This is a genomic window from Arthrobacter sp. Z4-13, assembly GCF_054792705.1.
The window spans coordinates 3,888,652-3,903,519 of sequence record NZ_CP096459.1; the positions used below are offsets into that span (position 1 = coordinate 3,888,652).

A 14,868-nucleotide genomic window follows, 5' to 3' on the forward strand; every position below is an offset into this window, starting at 1 on the left:
GTCGACAACAGCCGGCCATACCCAGGAGGGTGGGAGATGGGGGAAGTCAGCCCCGGGCGGTCAGATCCGCGGAGACGAGCTTCGCCGTCGCCACGATTTCCTGGGCCACCGACGAGAGGTAGGCGTCCGGGTCCGGTTGCGCCGCCACGGACTGTGCCTGCAGGGACACGTTCACTGCGGCCACCACCTTTGATCCGTCGTAGACCGGCGCTGCCACGGACATCAGGCCCAGCTCCAGTTCCTGGTCCAGCAGGCACCAGCCCTGTGCGCGAACGGTATCCAGGACGGCGAGCAGCTCGGGGACGGTTCCCAAAGCCTTGGACGTGAGCGGCTTGATGTCCGCCGCGGCAAGGTATGTCTTCAGGTCTTCCGGCGGAAGGTGGGCCAGCAGCACCCGCCCCATGGAGGTGGCGTATGCCGGGAAGCGGGTACCCACCGTGATGCCGATGGTCATGATGCGGCGTGTGGTGACGCGCGCGATGTAGGCAATGTCGATCCCGTCCAGAACGGCGGCCGACGTCGACTCCCCCAGCTTCAGGGACAGCTCCTCCAGGTGTGGCTGGGCCAGCTGCGGCAGGGACAATCCGGACAGGTACGCGTACCCAAGCTGGAGCACCTTGGCCGTGAGGGCGAAGGTCTTGCCGTCGGTCCGCACGTAGCCGAGTTCCACCAGGGTGTGCAGGAACCGCCGGGCCGTGGCCCGGGTCAGATCGGTCCGGGCTGCCACCTCGGTAAGGGTCATGACGGGGTGCTCGGTATCGAACGCGCGGATCACGGCGAGCCCGCGGGCCAGCGACTGGACGTACTGGTCGCTGGCCTGCGGGGTACCTACTGCTGCGTTGGTCATGGTTACCAATCCTAGGGGCGGCGACAGACTCAGGTTTTTTGCAGCTCAATCACCGACGGCGGCGGCAGCCTTCAGCGGCACGGGCACGAGTTCCTGAAGCTCTTCGAGCGTGCAGCCGAACGTCTCCCGGACGGTGACGCCGTCGGGTCCGGTGAGGAACACTGCCTTGTCCGTGTAAACGCGGGTGACGCAGCCGACGCCGGTGAGGGGGTAGGTGCAGGCTTCCACGATCTTGGAGGCGCCTTCGCGGGTCAGCAGGGTCATCATCACGAACACGTCCTTAGCACCGGTGGCGAGGTCCATGGCGCCGCCGACGGCGGGAATGGCCCCGGGTGCCCCGGTGTGCCAGTTCGCGAGGTCACCGGTGGCCGAGACCTGGAAGGCGCCCAGGACACAGATGTCCAGGTGCCCGCCGCGCATGATCGCGAACGAGTCGGCGTGGTGGAAGTAGGAGGCGCCGGGGAGTTCGGTGACGGGGATCTTGCCGGCGTTGATGAGGTCGCCGTCGATCTGGTCCCCTTCGGCGGCCGGGCCCATGCCGAGCATCCCGTTTTCCGTGTGGAGCGTGATGTTCTGCTCCTCCGTAAGGTAGTTGGATACCAGGGTGGGCTGGCCGATCCCAAGGTTCACAAAGGATCCCGGGGCGATGTCCTTCGCCACGAGCCGGGCAAGGTCGTCGCGGCCGAGTGGGCCGTCAGAGGTCTGGAGGGACTTTTCATTGGACTGCACGTCCTTGGATTGAACGCTCATGTCAGGCCGCCTTCTCTGTTTTTTCGCCGCTGCCGGCAACCCGGACAATGCTGTTGACGTAAATTCCGGGGGTGACGACGTTTTCCGGGTCCAGCCCGCCGGTCGGGACGATCTCGGACACCTGGACGATCGTGTGCTTGGCGGCGGCGGCCATGATGGGGCCGAAGTTCCGTGCGGTCTTGCGGTAGACGAGGTTGCCCTTGCCGTCCGCCTTGAGGGCTTTGATCAGGGCGACGTCGGCGTGGATGGGCGTCTCGAAGACCTGGCCGCGGCCGTCGATGATGCGGGTCTCCTTGCCTTCGGCGAGCATGGTGCCGTACCCGGTGGGCGTGAAGAACCCGCCGATGCCGGCCCCGGCGGCGCGGATGCGCTCGGCCAGGTTGCCCTGCGGCACGAGTTCCAGTTCGATCTCGCCGGCCTTGTACTTGGCGTCGAAGTGCCAGGAGTCGGACTGCCGCGGGAAGGAACAGATCATCTTCTTTACCCGGCCCTCCTTAATGAGCAGCGCCAGGCCCTGATCGCCCTGCCCGGCGTTGTTGTTCACTACCGTCAGGTCCGTGGCGCCGCAGTCCATCAGTGCGTCGATCAGTTCGAACGGCTGCCCGGCGTTGCCGAACCCGCCGATCATCACGGTGGAGCCGTCCTTGATCCCGGCCACGGCCGCCTGGACCGAATCTACGAAGTTCAGCATTCCCCTACGCCTTTCGAGCAGTTACGTTTTCGAGCACCACGGCCAGGCCCTGGCCCACACCGATGCAGATCGCCGCGACGCCCCACCGTTCACCGGAGGCCTGCAGGGACCGGGCCAGCGTGCCGAGGATCCGGGTTCCGGAGGCGCCGAGCGGGTGGCCCATCGCGATGGCCCCGCCGTGCCGGTTAACGATGGAGGGGTCGATGCCCCACGCGTTGATGCACGCCAGGGACTGCGCGGCGAACGCTTCGTTAAGTTCGACGGCGCCCACCTGGTCCCAGCCGATGCCCGCCTTCGCGAGGGCCTTGTTCGCCGCTTCCACCGGGGCGAACCCGAAGTACTGGGGGTCATTGCCGTGCGCGCCGCGGCCCGTGATGCGGGCGAGAGGCTCCAGGCCCAGCAGCCCGGCGGCACCCTCGGATCCGATCCAGGCCGCGGAAGCGCCGTCGGACAGCGGGGACGCATTCCCGGCAGTGACGGTGCCGCCCACCTCTGCACCTTCGGGCTCATTGCGGAAGACCGTTTTCAAAGCCGCGAGTTTCTCCGCGGTGGAACCGGGGCGGATGCCCTCGTCCCGGACCAGGTCGGTTCCCGGCACCGGGGCCACCAGGTTGTCGTAGAAGCCCTGGTCCCAGGCGGCGGCGGACAGGTTGTGCGAGTCTGCGGCAAACTGGTCCTGCTGCTGGCGCGTCACGCCGTACTTCTCGCGCAGCCGTTCGGTGGCCTCGCCCAGGGAGATGGTCCACTCCTTCGGCATCGCCTTGTTGACCAGGCGCCAGCCCAGGGTGGTGGAGGCCAGGGTCATGTCCCCAGCGGGGTAGGGTTTCTCCGTCTTCGGCAGGACCCAGGGCGCGCGGGACATGGATTCGGCGCCGCCCACCAGCATCAGGTCGGCGTCACCGGCGTTGATCTGGCGCGAGGCGATGATCGCCGCGTCCAGCGACGAGCCGCAAAGCCGGTTCACGGTGGTGCCCGGAATGGACACCGGCAAGCCCGCCAGCAGGGTGCCCATCCGGGCGATGTTGCGGTTCTCCTCGCCGGCGCCGTTGGCGTTGCCGAACACCACCTCGTCGATCCGCTCGGGATCGAGCCCGGGGGCCCGCTTCACGGATTCCCTGATGACGTGCGCGGCAAGGTCATCCGGGCGGACGGCGGCGAGGCCGGAGCCGAATTTGCCGAACGGGGTGCGCACGGCGTCGTACACAAAAGCCTGGTTCATGGGGTTGTATCCATTCCGGTGTTGTCCATTTCATGGAACACCTGCTGCGCGGTTTTGAAGGCGGTGTTGGCGGAAGGTACGCCGCAGTAGATGGCGGTCTGGAGCAGGATTTCCTTGACCTCGTCCCTGCTCAGTCCGTTGGTGAGGGCCGCGCGGATATGCATGGCCAGCTCCTCCCAGTGCCCGTGCGCCACCATTGCGGTGATGGTGACGGCGGAGCGCATCTGCCGCGTCAGGCCGGGGCGGGTCCAGATGCCACCCCACGCGATCCGCGTGATCATGTCCTGGAAGTCCTCGGTGAACCCGTCCTTGTTGGCGTTGGCGCGGTCCACGTGCGCGTCGCCCAGGACTTCGCGGCGGACCACCATCCCGCCGTCGTAAATCTCCTGGCCGGTGGCCCCGGGCTGGACCACGCCGTGGCGTTCGGCGCCCTGCTGTTCCATGCCGCTCATTCGCTTGCTCCCCGCGATTCCCGGGATTCTGCCCAGGAAAGAAGGCCACGCATCAGCTCCGCCACGTGCGCCGGGGCCTCGGCGGGAGCCAGGTGCGCCACGCCCTCGAGCGTGACGGCGGTGGCGGTGCCGCCACCGGCGGTGATGCCTGCCGCAACTTCCTCAGCGAACGACGGCGGGGCCACGCCGTCCAGTGCCCCGGCAATGACCTGGGTGGGGACCTGGATGCTGCCCAGTTCCCCGCGGACGTCGAAGGCTGCCAGTGCTTCACAGCAGAAGGCGTAGCTGAAGCGGTCGGCGTCGCGGAGGGCGTGCAGGAGACGGCTGCTCAGCTCGGGTTCGCGGTCCATGAAACCCGGGGCAAACCAGCGCTCCGCCGAGCCCTGGATCATCACCGGTGTGCCCTGGCTGCGGACCGTTTCGGCCCGCTCCAGCCAACCCTCCGGCGTGCCCAGCTTCGCGCCGCTGCACTGCACTGACAGGCTCTTCAGCCGTTCGCCGTGCTTGATGCCCAACTGCAGGCCGGTGGCGCCGCCCAGGGAGACACCGGCGTAGTGGAAGGACTCTCCGGGGGCGATGGAATCGAGAAGGTCCACCACCGAGTCGGCTAAGGCGCCAACGTCGAATGCTTCTGTTGCGGCAGGCGAGACACCGTGGCCGGGCAGGTCCCAGGCAACCACGTCAAAGTCGTTCCCCAGCAGGGATGCGGTCCGGTTCCACAGGATGGAGGAGGTGCCCAGGGACGAGCCCACCACAAGGAGCGGGTGGCCGCCCAAGGGCCGCTGGGGCGACAGGAGGGCGGCTTTCAAGGCAGGTTTAGCCACGGCGGGCTCCTTTCGAGTCGGTGTCTGCAGATGGATTGGCGGCGAAGCCGGGGAAGGCGGCAAGGATGCGCCGGGAGATTTCGGTTGCCTCGCCCAGGTAGTTGGCCGGGTTGAGGAGTTCCTCCAGCCGGAGGTCGGTGAGCGCGCTGGCCGGGACGGCTTCGCGGAGCAGTTTGCGGTACGTGGCGGCCTGTTCCGCGGGCGGCGCCTGCAGGGTCTGGTCCACCACGGCCTGGAGCTGCTGCTTGCCGTTGCGTCCGTCCTTGTCCCCAAGCAGGGGCGCAACGGCGGCACCCACCCCTTCGGCCAGGAGCAACGGACCGGCAAGGTCCAGGTTGCGGCGCATGGCGTCCGGGAAAACCTGCAGCCCCTCGGCGAGCTCCCGGATGTGGCCGGCGGCGCCGAGGGCCAGGGACAGCAGCTGCCGGAGGGCCGGCCACTCGGTGTGCCACGCACCGTCCGGGCGCTCGTCGTTGAAGTTGGCGGCGGCCAAATGCAGTTGTGCCACCAGTTGGGGTGCCTGAAGCGCTGCGCTGCGGACCAGCACGGACAGAACCGGATTCTGTTTCTGCGGCATCGCCGAGGAGACGCCGCGGCCGGCGGCCCGCGGCTCGGCCAGCTCGCCCACCTCGGGACGGCTCAGGAACAGGACGTCAGCGGCGATCTTGCCGGCGGCATCCAGCACTGCAGCGAGGCCGTGGCCCAGCGACGTGATGGCCAGGCGGTTGGTGTGCCAAGGCGCCGGAGCAGGGGCGAGGCCCAGCTGGGATGCCAGGGCATCAGCGAGGCTGAAGGCCGTCTCCGATGAACCGGAGGTCAGGACGCTTCCTGCGGCCAGGGTGCCGGCAGCACCCCCGGACTGGACCGGAAACTCCAGGTTGTCCAGGTGCCGTCCAGCGGCAGCCGCACCGTGGAACCACTGCGCCGCCCGGAGCCCGAACGTGAACGGCAGCGAATGCTGCGTCAGGCTCCTGCCCACGCACAGCGTGTCTGCATGCTGCTCCGCCAAGGTGGCGATCGCCGTCGTGGTGCCTTTCAAGTCGGCCAGGAGCGCCTCGACGGCGTTCCGGGCAACCAGCATCAGCGCCGTGTCCAGCACGTCCTGGCTGGTCAGCGAGGTGTGCACGGCCTTCCCGGCCCCGACACCGGAGCTATCCAGCGCCGCGACATGCTTGCGCAGGTCGGCCAGCAGCGGGATTACGGGGTTGCCGCCACCCTGGGCGCGCCGCGCGAGGCCGGCAGGATCGTAACGGCCCGCCTCAGCGGCGGAGGAGACGACGGCGGAAGCACCGGCGGGTGCCAGGCCCGCCTTTTCCAGCACGGCAGCCCAGCCGGACTCGACGGCGAGGATCGCCGCCAGCACTGCCCGGTCCCCCGTCAGCGCCGCCACACGAGGCGACGCCGAGACAGGGCTGAGCAGGCCGACGTCGCCCACTGAACTGGCCGTTTCAGTCACTGGAAGTCCAGGAAAACTGTCTCGCCCTCACCCTGAAGGCGGATGTCAAAGGTGAGGCCGCCGTCGGCATCGCGCCGGGCGATGAGCGTCTTGCGGCGCTCCGGTTCCAGCGAGCCAAGCAGCGGGTCATTGGCCAGGGCCTCCTCGTTTTCCGGGAGGTAGATGCGGGTGAAGAGCCGGTTGGTCAGCCCGCGGGCGAAGAGGGCCACCGAGATGAACGGCGCGGCCCCCGGCTTCGTCGGGCCCGGGTTCACGGTGGTGAAGGTGTACACGCCGCTGTAGCCGACGGATCCGCGGCCCCAGCCGGTAAAGGTGTAGCCGTCGCGGACCAGCGAGCCGGTCTTCTGAACCACGTTGCCTTCGGCGTCGGGCTGCCAGATTTCCAGGATTGCGTCGGGAACGGTCTCGCCGGCGCCGTCATACACGGTGCCCTGGAGGCGGATGGATCCCGGTGAGCCGGGGGCCAGGAGTTCGTTGTCCTTCTCGAACGGCAGCGCGTAGCCGTAGAACGGGCCTACGGTCTGGCCGGGGGTGGGGACAAGCTGGGTGGTCTGGTTGCTCATGTGCCTATTCCTCATCGCCTTCTGCACCAAGTGCCTCGTTTTCGGTCCAGGTCCGCTTGGGCCCGGTCAGGACGATGTCCCAGTTGTAGCCCAGCGCCCACTCAGGCTCGGTGAGGTTGTGGTCGTAGTCGGCCACCAGCCGGTCACGGGCGTCCTGGTCCACGATGGTCTGGTAGATCGGATCCAGCGGGAAGAGCTGGTCGCCGGGGAAGTACATCTGCGTGATGATGCGCTGGGTGAACTCGGTGCCGAACAGCGAGAAGTGGATGTGCGCCGGGCGCCAGGCGTTCAGGTGGTTCTTCCACGGGTAGGCGCCGGGCTTGATGGTGGTGAACCGGTAGGAACCGTCGGGGCCGGTGATGCAGCGGCCGATGCCCGTGAAGTTGGGGTCGATCGGGGCCGGGTGCTGGTCGCGCTTGTGGATGTAGCGGCCGGACGCGTTGGCCTGCCAGATTTCCACCAACTGGCCCACAACGGGGCGGCCGCTGCCGTCCAGGACCTTGCCGGCCACGATGATCCGCTCACCCTGGGGTTCGCCGTTGTGCTGGATGGTGAGGTCCGATTCCAGGGCGTGCACGTCCTGGTGGCCGAAGGCCGGGGAGTACAGCTCAATGGTTTCCGGATCCGTGTGGTGCAGGCTTTTGGTGGGGTGGCGCAGGATGCTGCTGCGGTAGGGCGGGTAGTCGAGCCGGGGCTGGGTTTCGGCCGGCGCGCCATCCTTGAGGGCGCGCGCGTAGGCGTCGGCGAGTCCGTTAATCTCTGCACTGAGATCAGCCTGGGTCTCGACGGCGCGGTCCAGGGTCACGTGCGCTGCGTGGGGTTCGGCGGCCGGTACGAGCTCGTCGGTCTCAGCTTGGGTGTTGATGTCCTGCGGCACGGCTGGCTCCTTTCGTGGGTGGTTTCTTAGGTGGTGTGGTTCAGAAGCGGTGGAGCGAGTCGTATTGGACGGCGTGGCGGACAGGGGCGTTGGGCGCCCCGTAGCCGTCGTAGTCGCCGCGGCGTTCCACCATTTCGAAGAACACACTGCCCACGGTGGCGGTGTAGAAATGGAGGAATTCCCCGCTGGCGTCCCGGTCGTACAGGAGGTTGAGCTCCCGAAGGGTGGCCAGGAATCCCGGTTCAAGGTCGAAGCGGGCGTCCAGGTCCTCGTAGTAATTGGCTGGAATCTGCAGGAACTCAAGGCCGCGCTCCCGGGCGGACCTGGCCGCGGACACGAGGTCGCCCACCGCGAACGCGATGTGTTCCTGGTACGTCTTGTGCGCCTGCTGGGCCGGCGCCTGCTGGTGGGGTGCCAGGTTCAGGACCAGCCGCACCGCGCCGTCGGAGGTCTGCATAACCTGCGAGCGCACCAGGCCGCTGGGGCTCGGCACCTCCGCGAACGGCTGCGGCTCAAGGGCGAGTGCGCTGGTGTAAAAGAGGACGGCTTCGTCGAAGTGCTGCCAGGGCTGGGCCAGGTTCACGTGGTCAATAACAGCGCCAGGCCCGATGCTGCCGGCGGGCCCAAGCCCCTCACCGAACTCATGGGTCCAGGCGGCGGTGCCGTCCGGGCTGCCCTGGCACAGGAAGATCTCCGTGGAGTCCGGGGCGGAGATGCCCTGGAACACTTCCTCGTCGGCCTGGACCTTCCGCGCCACCACCGGCGCCTTGAGCTGCTGGGCCCGGGCAGAGGCAATCACGGGAGAATCGACGTCGAACCCCAGGGCGGCGATGGCCGGCTCGGCGTGGGTCGCCGCCTGTTCGTTGATGATTACCCGCGCTTGGCCCATGCTCCAGAGCTGGACGTCCTTGGTGCGATGCCGTCCCTCAAAAGCAAAGCCGAGCTGGCCCAGGAGCTTCTCGAGCTGGGCGGTGTCGTCGGCCTTCACTTCTGCGAAGTTGAAGCCCGCCGGTTCGCTTACCTTGGGCAGCGTGGCCAGTTCCATGGGATAACGACGGCGGGAGGCGGCGCCGTTGGCGGCCGCACCGTCCGCTGAGGAGCCTGCGAGCCACTTGGCGCTCTGTTCCTCCAGCCAAATCAGCGAGCGCATGGCATCCACGGCGGTGCGTTCAACATCTGACTGGCGGAAAACGTCGTTGAAGACCTCGAGGGAAACCGGGCCGGTGTACCCGGCGCGGACCACGTGGCCCATGAACTTGGCGAGCTCGAACTGGCCTTCGCCCGGGAAGACCCGGTAGTGGCGGCTCCAGGACAGGACGTCCATGGAGAGTTTAGGGGCGTCGGCAACCTGGACGAAGAAGATCTTCTCCGCGTCGATGTTTTCGATGGGTGCGGTGTCCCAGTCGCGGGAAAGGATATGGAAGGAGTCCAGGCAGGTGCCGAAGTTGGGGTGGTCCACCATCTCCACCAACCGGTACGCGTGCTCGTAGTCGTTGACGTACTTGCCCCAGGCCAGGGCCTCGTAGGCGACCTTCACGCCGTGGTCCCCGGCCAGCTCCGCGAGTTCGGTGAGCTGGGAGGCGCGGAGGCCGTCGTCGTCGATGGTAGCGGTGGCAACGTTGGAGCAGACCAGGATGGTGTCCATGCCCAGCCGGGACATCAGCTTGAACTTCGCTTCCGCCCGCCGGAGGTTGGCCTTCAGCAGGTCCGGAGTGACGCCGTCGAAATCACGGAACGGCTGGTAGAGGTCCAGGCCCAGGCCGAGGTCTGCAGCCATCTTGCGGACGTCCTCGGGGCTGAGGGGTGAGGTGACCAGGTCCTGCTCAAAAATCTCGATGCCATCGAAACCTGCGATGGCGCAGGCCTGCATCTTTTCCTTCAGGGTGCCGGACAGGCAGACAGTGGCGATTCCCGTACGCATCAGGCGGCCACCTCTTCGGCGGCGACGAGCTCCAGGAAGTGCGAGCGCATGCGATCCGGATCAGGCTCCAGGCCGGTGAAGATGCGGAACGCATCGGCTGCCTGGCCCACCGCCATCCGGCCGCCGTCCAGCACCTCGCAGCCCTTGGCGCGGGCAGCCCGGACCAGTTCGGTTTCGATGGGGCGGTAGACAATGTCCGCTACCCAGTGGCGGGATTCCAGCAGCTCCAGGTCCAGCGGGACGCCCGGGTGCGCTGCCATGCCCACAGGAGTGCAGTGCACCAGGCCGTCGGCCAGCGGCATCAGCTGCGGCAGCTCCACGGCCGTACGCGCCGTGACAGTGCTCTCCGGGAAGAAGCCGGCCAGTTCAGCCGCCCGGGCCGCGCCGCGGGCGGCATCCATATCCACCAGGTCCAGGTGGCGGACCCCGGCGGTCAGCAGGGCATAGGCCACCGCAGACCCGGCGCCGCCCGCCCCCAACTGCACCACGCGGTCCAGCCCGGCACCGGGAAGACCGGAGGCGAGGGCGGCCGCGAAGCCGGAGAAATCGGTGTTGTGGCCGACGAACCGGCCATTTTGGATCACCACGGTGTTGACGGCGCCCAACCGGAGGGCGTCCGGGGATACCTCATCCAAATGCTGCAGGACCAACTGCTTGCAGGGGTGGGTGATGTTCAGGCCGTTGAAGCCCAGGCTGCGGGCACTCTGCAACAGCTGGCCCACGGACTCGCCGGGAAGGCCCAACTCCAGCAAGTCGATGGGCCGGTAAAGGTAGCGCAGGCCCTGCACATCACCTTCGCGTTCGTGCATGGGCGGGGTGAGTGACGGCATCACGCCATCGCCGACCAGTCCCACAAGGTAGGACTCAGTTCGATTACTCATCCGTGCAGCTCCTTTGGTACGACACCTGGCTGCTGCGGGGCTGCTGCCGGGTGATGGAAATTACGATACATGATTTGTTCACTGACCGCACGCATGTTCTACATACGAACGAAACGAAGCCCGGGAGGGCGGAGCAGACCAAAGCCCTTACCGCTGGGGCAACCTGGCGGCAAGCTCCGCCGCCGCTTCCTGCAGCAGGGGAACGTGCGCTTCGAGCTCCTCAAGGCTGAGCCGGAAGACGGGGACGGCGGTGGCCAATGAGGCGAACGCGTGCCCCTGGTCGTTGAACAGCGGGACGGCCACAGCGCGCATGCCGGTCTCATTCTCCTCATCCATCACCGCGAACCCCCGGCGCCGGACGAGTTCGATTTCGGCGTGGAAAGCCTCCCTGTCAGTGATGGACTTTTCCGTCAGCGGCTCGAGCGGAAGGTCCGCGAGGAGCTTTTCGCGCTCGGAGTCCTCGGCGAACGCCACCAGGGCCTTGCCGACGGCGGTGGTGGAGAGGGAGCCGAGGTGGCCCGGATCGCTGGTCACCCGGAACATTTTTGGGCCGTCCACCTTGTTCACGGTCAGGTGGTGGTGGCCGTCCCGGACGCTGAGGATAGTGGCCTCCCCCGTCTGCTCGGTCACTCGGCGGAGGACAGGCATTGCAGTCCCGGCGAAGCCATGGTGGTTGGAAACCCGCTGGCCGAGCTGGAAGATCCGCAGGCCCAGGTGATACCGGCGCCCCTCGGCCTCGTAGTCCACAAAGCCGTCCCGGGTTAGGGAGGCAAGGAGGCGGTAGGTGGTGCTGAAGGGCAGCTGGGCCCGGCGGGAGATTTCCGCCGCACTCGCACCCCTCGGCTCATCACCCAGCAAAACCAGCAGGCCCAGGGCTTTGCCCACCATGTCCGTCCGGTCAGCTGACCGCCCCGCCTTGGCAGGAGTTTCGTCTTCAGCGACTCCGTCGTCTGCTGTGGCTTGGTTCACACTCATACCTCGATGTTGCCACAATGTGAGAGCTATTGCCAGAGCGTGATTATTTTCTTGACAAGTGACTGCCCTCACAGCCACTATTGCTGTATCGCACAAGTAGCTCCCACAATGTGGCTACTGTCCGGGTTCTCCCGCACCTCCAGCCGTGCCGCGCCAAGCCACCACCCCCAGGCAGCGCCGGCTGCGAGTCCTGATCCATCCGCGACAAAGTCGTCACATCAAAGGAACTCCATGAGCCAGATACTTCCGTCCGCTGAGCCGGGCATTGCTGCCCCGGCCGGGACGCCGAAGAAGGCAGCCCTCGCCAGCTTCCTGGGCAGCGCCGTCGAATACTACGACTTCTTTATCTTCGGTTCCGCCGCCGCCCTCATCTTCCCCACGGTCTTCTTCCCGGATGCTGACGCCAACGCGGCCATCATGTCCTTCGCCACCTTTGGCTTCGCCTACGTGGCCCGGCCCGTAGGAGCGGTCATCCTGGGCCACTTCGGCGACCGGGTGGGCCGGCGGAAGGTCCTGATGTTCACCCTCCTCCTGATGGGCGCCTCCACCTTCCTGATTGGCTGCCTTCCGGACTTCAACACCGTTGGCTGGTGGGCTCCGGCACTGCTGGTGCTCGCCCGGCTCTGCCAGGGCCTTTCCGCCGCAGGCGAGCAGGCGGGCGCTTCCTCCATGACGCTGGAACACGCCCCGGATAACCGCCGTTCCTTCTTCACCTCCTGGACCCTCACCGGCACCCAGGGCGGCCAGATCCTCGCCGCCCTCGTCTTCATCCCCGTGCTCGCACTTCCGGACGAGATCAAGTACGGCATCGGCTGGCGCATCCCCTTCTGGCTGAGCGCCGTCGTCGTAGTGGTGGCGTTCTTTATCCGCCGCACCCTGCACGAGCCGCCGGCCTTCGAGGAAGCCCAGAAAACCGCCCAGATCTCCAAGCTCCCCGTCGCCGACCTCCTCAAAGGCCACTGGCGCGACGTCCTCCGGGTCATCTGCTGCGCCTTCATCGCCGCCGTCTCCACCGTCTTCGGCACCCTTGCAATCAGCTACGCCAAAACCGTGGCCGGCGTGGACGGCACCACCACCCTGTGGCTCGTGGTGGGAGCCAACCTCGTGGCACTCAGCACCCAGCCGCTGTTCGGCATGCTGGCGGACAAGATCGGCCGCAAGCCCGTCTTCATCTACGGCGCCCTCGCCAGCGCCGCACTGACGCCCGTTTTCCTGCTCAGCCTCGAATCCGGCAGCGTGCCGCTGATGTTCCTGGCCGCCATCGGCTTCTTCTCCTGCGGCTACGCAGCCTCCAACGCCGTCTGGCCGTCCTTCTACGCCGAGATGTTCAGCACCAAGGTGCGCTTCTCCGGCCTGGCCATCGGCACCCAGCTCGGCTTCCTGATGGCAGGATTCGCCCCCGCCATTGTGGCGGCCATGGGCGGCATCAAGCCCGGCGGCTGGGTGCAGATCAGCATCTTCACCGCCGTCATCTGCATAGTGGCAGCCATCTCCGCGCTCACCGCCAAGGAAACGTTCAAGGTTCCCACCAAGCAGCTCGGCCTGAAGTAATTTTTGCGGGAGCACCTATGCTGCTCCCCCAAATTCCTTCCGCCAAAGCCCGCCATTCCCCCGGAGTGGCGGGCTTTCCGGTGCCCGGGGCGCCAGCAGCCTGGCGGGCAAGCGGGCAGGAGCGTACGACGGCGTGTCCCGGCAGCGGCGTACCGCTTCCCTTCCCCGGCGCTGACCCGGCGCTGAGCAGGCACGTCATCAATTCACGGCTTGCCGGAAAGGAAGGCTACCCTAAGTAGTCCCCTTTTCTATTTCTGCCCCTCCCCCCGGCAGCCCTCCAAGGCGGTTTTCTGTGCGTTCCTACCTCCGTCCCCGCGTCCTGATGGCTGCGGCGGCTGCCCTGACCCTTACCGGCTGCGGTTTCAGCGGTACCCAGACCCAGGCCTCCCAGTCCGCCGCAGCGGCCGACACCAGCCAGCGCATCGTCGTCGACAACTTCCGTGCGCCGGTAGCCAACTGGGCCGTCGAGTCCGACGCCGCCTACATCCTGTCCCTGGCCGGCTGCCTCGAGACGCTGACCACCTTCAACCAGGCCGAGGGCAAGGTCCTCCCCTCGCTGGCCACCGAGTGGAAGCAGACCTCACCCCTGGACTGGGACTTCAGCATCCGTCCGGGCGTCAAATTCCAGGACGGCACCGGGCTCACCGCCGAGTCCGTCGTGTCAGCGCTCAACCACGTGCTGGACGCGAAGGTCCCCGCCCGGGCCTTCAACCGCACCATGATCAGCAGCGTCACCGCACTGGACGCGCAGACCGTCCGCGTCAGCACGCCGGCCGAGAACCCGCTGGTGCCGTACCGGCTGGCCAGCGTCAACACCGGGATCCTGGCACCCGCCGCCTACAAGGCCGAAGGCCTGGACCCGTTCGGCCACTGCACCGGCCCCTTCACTCCCGTCTCCGAGAAGGCAAAGCAGTCCCTGACCCTGGACCGCAACGAGAACTACTGGGGCGGCGACGTGCAGCTCGCCGGCGCCGAAATCCGCTTCATCACCAACGGTGCCACCCGCGCCGCCCAGGTGCAGACCGGGGAAGCGGACATTTCCCTGTCCATCCCCGTCGCCAGCCTCGCCGCGCTGAAGGCGGACGACGGCGTCTCCGTGCTGGGCGCCGATTCCCCCCGCACTGCCACGCTCTACATGAACAACGGCCGCGCACCGCTGGACAACGTCGACGTCCGCAAGGCCATCCGGGACGCCCTGGACCTCGATGCCCTCGCTGCCAGCGTTTACGAAGGTGCCGCCCTCCCGGCCACCGGACCTTTCGCGCCCTCCGAGCCCTGGACCGGCGAAAAGCAGGACAAGCAGCAGCAGAACCTCGAGGAAGCCCGCAAGCTGCTCGCCAATGCCGGCTACACGGCCGGCCGCCCCCTGGAAATTATCGCCATCGTGGAGCGTGCCGAGTTTGCCGATGTTGCCGCCGTCGTCCAGGAGAACCTGAAGAAGATCGGCATCCCGGTCACCATCACGTCCAAGGAATACGCCTCGGCGGAGCCGGACGTCCTGGCCGGGAACTACGACATGCTGCTCAGCCAGCGCAACCGGCTGATCGACATCGCGGACCCCATCGGGTTCCTGACCGCGGACTACACCTGCAAAGGCACATACAACCTGAGCCACTTCTGCGACCCGGAGTACGACCGGATTATCGCCGAAGCCGCCACAACAGTGGACACGAACGAGCGCTACAAGCTGTACGCGGAAGCAGGCCAGATCCTCCAGGACAAGGCGGTCAACGCTTGGCTGGTGAACGAACAGGCAACTGACGCGATCCGCACCAACGTCCTCTCCTACGTCCAGGACCCGCTGTCCCGCTACGTCCTGACGGCGAAGACGGGCAAGACCGCGTCCTAGTCCAACTCTCCG

General features: G+C 67.1%; 14 protein-coding genes. 2 read left to right on the forward strand and 12 right to left on the reverse strand.

What is annotated here, in order from left to right; translation table 11 throughout:
- Positions 1-46: 46 nt before the first annotated feature.
- The 12 genes from M1E07_RS19810 to M1E07_RS19865 form a co-directional block, all read right to left on the reverse strand.
- Positions 47-847, reverse strand: a complete 801-nt coding sequence (locus tag M1E07_RS19810) for an IclR family transcriptional regulator domain-containing protein (RefSeq protein ID WP_461188307.1) — start codon at positions 845-847, stop codon at positions 47-49.
- Between the two features lie 45 nt (positions 848-892).
- On the reverse strand, positions 893-1,597 hold the full coding sequence (locus tag M1E07_RS19815) for a 3-oxoacid CoA-transferase subunit B (RefSeq protein WP_461188308.1): 705 nt from the start codon (positions 1,595-1,597) through the stop codon (positions 893-895).
- Between the two features lies 1 nt (position 1,598).
- Positions 1,599-2,288: a 3-oxoacid CoA-transferase subunit A gene (locus tag M1E07_RS19820; protein WP_461188309.1), complete on the reverse strand. Its 690-nt coding sequence runs from the start codon at positions 2,286-2,288 to the stop codon at positions 1,599-1,601.
- 4 nt (positions 2,289-2,292) lie between these two features.
- Positions 2,293-3,507: a thiolase family protein gene (locus M1E07_RS19825; protein ID WP_461188310.1), complete on the reverse strand. Its 1,215-nt coding sequence runs from the start codon at positions 3,505-3,507 to the stop codon at positions 2,293-2,295.
- A complete protein-coding gene (pcaC, locus tag M1E07_RS19830) occupies positions 3,504-3,959 on the reverse strand; it encodes a 4-carboxymuconolactone decarboxylase (RefSeq protein ID WP_461188311.1) in 456 nt (151 codons plus the stop codon). The genes M1E07_RS19825 and pcaC overlap by 4 nt, the downstream gene beginning before the upstream one ends.
- A complete protein-coding gene (locus M1E07_RS19835; RefSeq protein WP_461188312.1) occupies positions 3,956-4,783 on the reverse strand; it encodes an alpha/beta fold hydrolase in 828 nt (275 codons plus the stop codon). Before M1E07_RS19835 ends, pcaC begins: the two co-directional genes overlap by 4 nt.
- Complete coding sequence (locus M1E07_RS19840; protein ID WP_461188313.1) at positions 4,776-6,239, reverse strand: class-II fumarase/aspartase family protein; 1,464 nt, start codon at positions 6,237-6,239, stop codon at positions 4,776-4,778. Before M1E07_RS19840 ends, M1E07_RS19835 begins: the two co-directional genes overlap by 8 nt.
- Positions 6,236-6,802 (reverse strand): protocatechuate 3,4-dioxygenase subunit alpha, encoded by a 567-nt coding sequence (pcaG, locus tag M1E07_RS19845; protein WP_461188314.1) that lies wholly within the window; start codon positions 6,800-6,802, stop codon positions 6,236-6,238. Before pcaG ends, M1E07_RS19840 begins: the two co-directional genes overlap by 4 nt.
- A gap of 4 nt (positions 6,803-6,806) precedes the next feature.
- Positions 6,807-7,679, reverse strand: coding sequence for a protocatechuate 3,4-dioxygenase subunit beta (gene pcaH / locus M1E07_RS19850; protein WP_461188315.1), 873 nt, complete (start codon positions 7,677-7,679; stop codon positions 6,807-6,809).
- A 40-nt stretch (positions 7,680-7,719) separates the two neighbouring features.
- Positions 7,720-9,600, reverse strand: a complete 1,881-nt coding sequence (locus M1E07_RS19855; protein WP_461188316.1) for a bifunctional sugar phosphate isomerase/epimerase/4-hydroxyphenylpyruvate dioxygenase family protein — start codon at positions 9,598-9,600, stop codon at positions 7,720-7,722.
- Positions 9,600-10,481: a shikimate dehydrogenase gene (locus M1E07_RS19860; protein WP_461188317.1), complete on the reverse strand. Its 882-nt coding sequence runs from the start codon at positions 10,479-10,481 to the stop codon at positions 9,600-9,602. Before M1E07_RS19860 ends, M1E07_RS19855 begins: the two co-directional genes overlap by 1 nt.
- Positions 10,482-10,628: 147 nt before the next feature.
- Positions 10,629-11,456, reverse strand: a complete 828-nt coding sequence (locus M1E07_RS19865) for an IclR family transcriptional regulator (RefSeq protein ID WP_461188318.1) — start codon at positions 11,454-11,456, stop codon at positions 10,629-10,631.
- Positions 11,457-11,687: 231 nt separating this feature from the next.
- Between M1E07_RS19865 and M1E07_RS19870 the strand changes: the two genes are divergently transcribed.
- Together M1E07_RS19870 and M1E07_RS19875 are read left to right on the forward strand one after the other, a co-directional pair.
- Positions 11,688-13,007 carry an MFS transporter gene (locus M1E07_RS19870; protein ID WP_461188319.1) on the forward strand — a complete coding sequence of 440 codons (1,320 nt, stop codon included), beginning with the start codon at positions 11,688-11,690 and terminating at the stop codon, positions 13,005-13,007.
- Positions 13,008-13,329: 322 nt separating this feature from the next.
- The gene (locus M1E07_RS19875; RefSeq protein WP_461190448.1) at positions 13,330-14,856 is read left to right on the forward strand and encodes an ABC transporter substrate-binding protein; all 1,527 of its coding nucleotides are present in this window, start codon (positions 13,330-13,332) and stop codon (positions 14,854-14,856) included.
- The last annotated feature ends 12 nt before the right edge of the window (positions 14,857-14,868 follow it).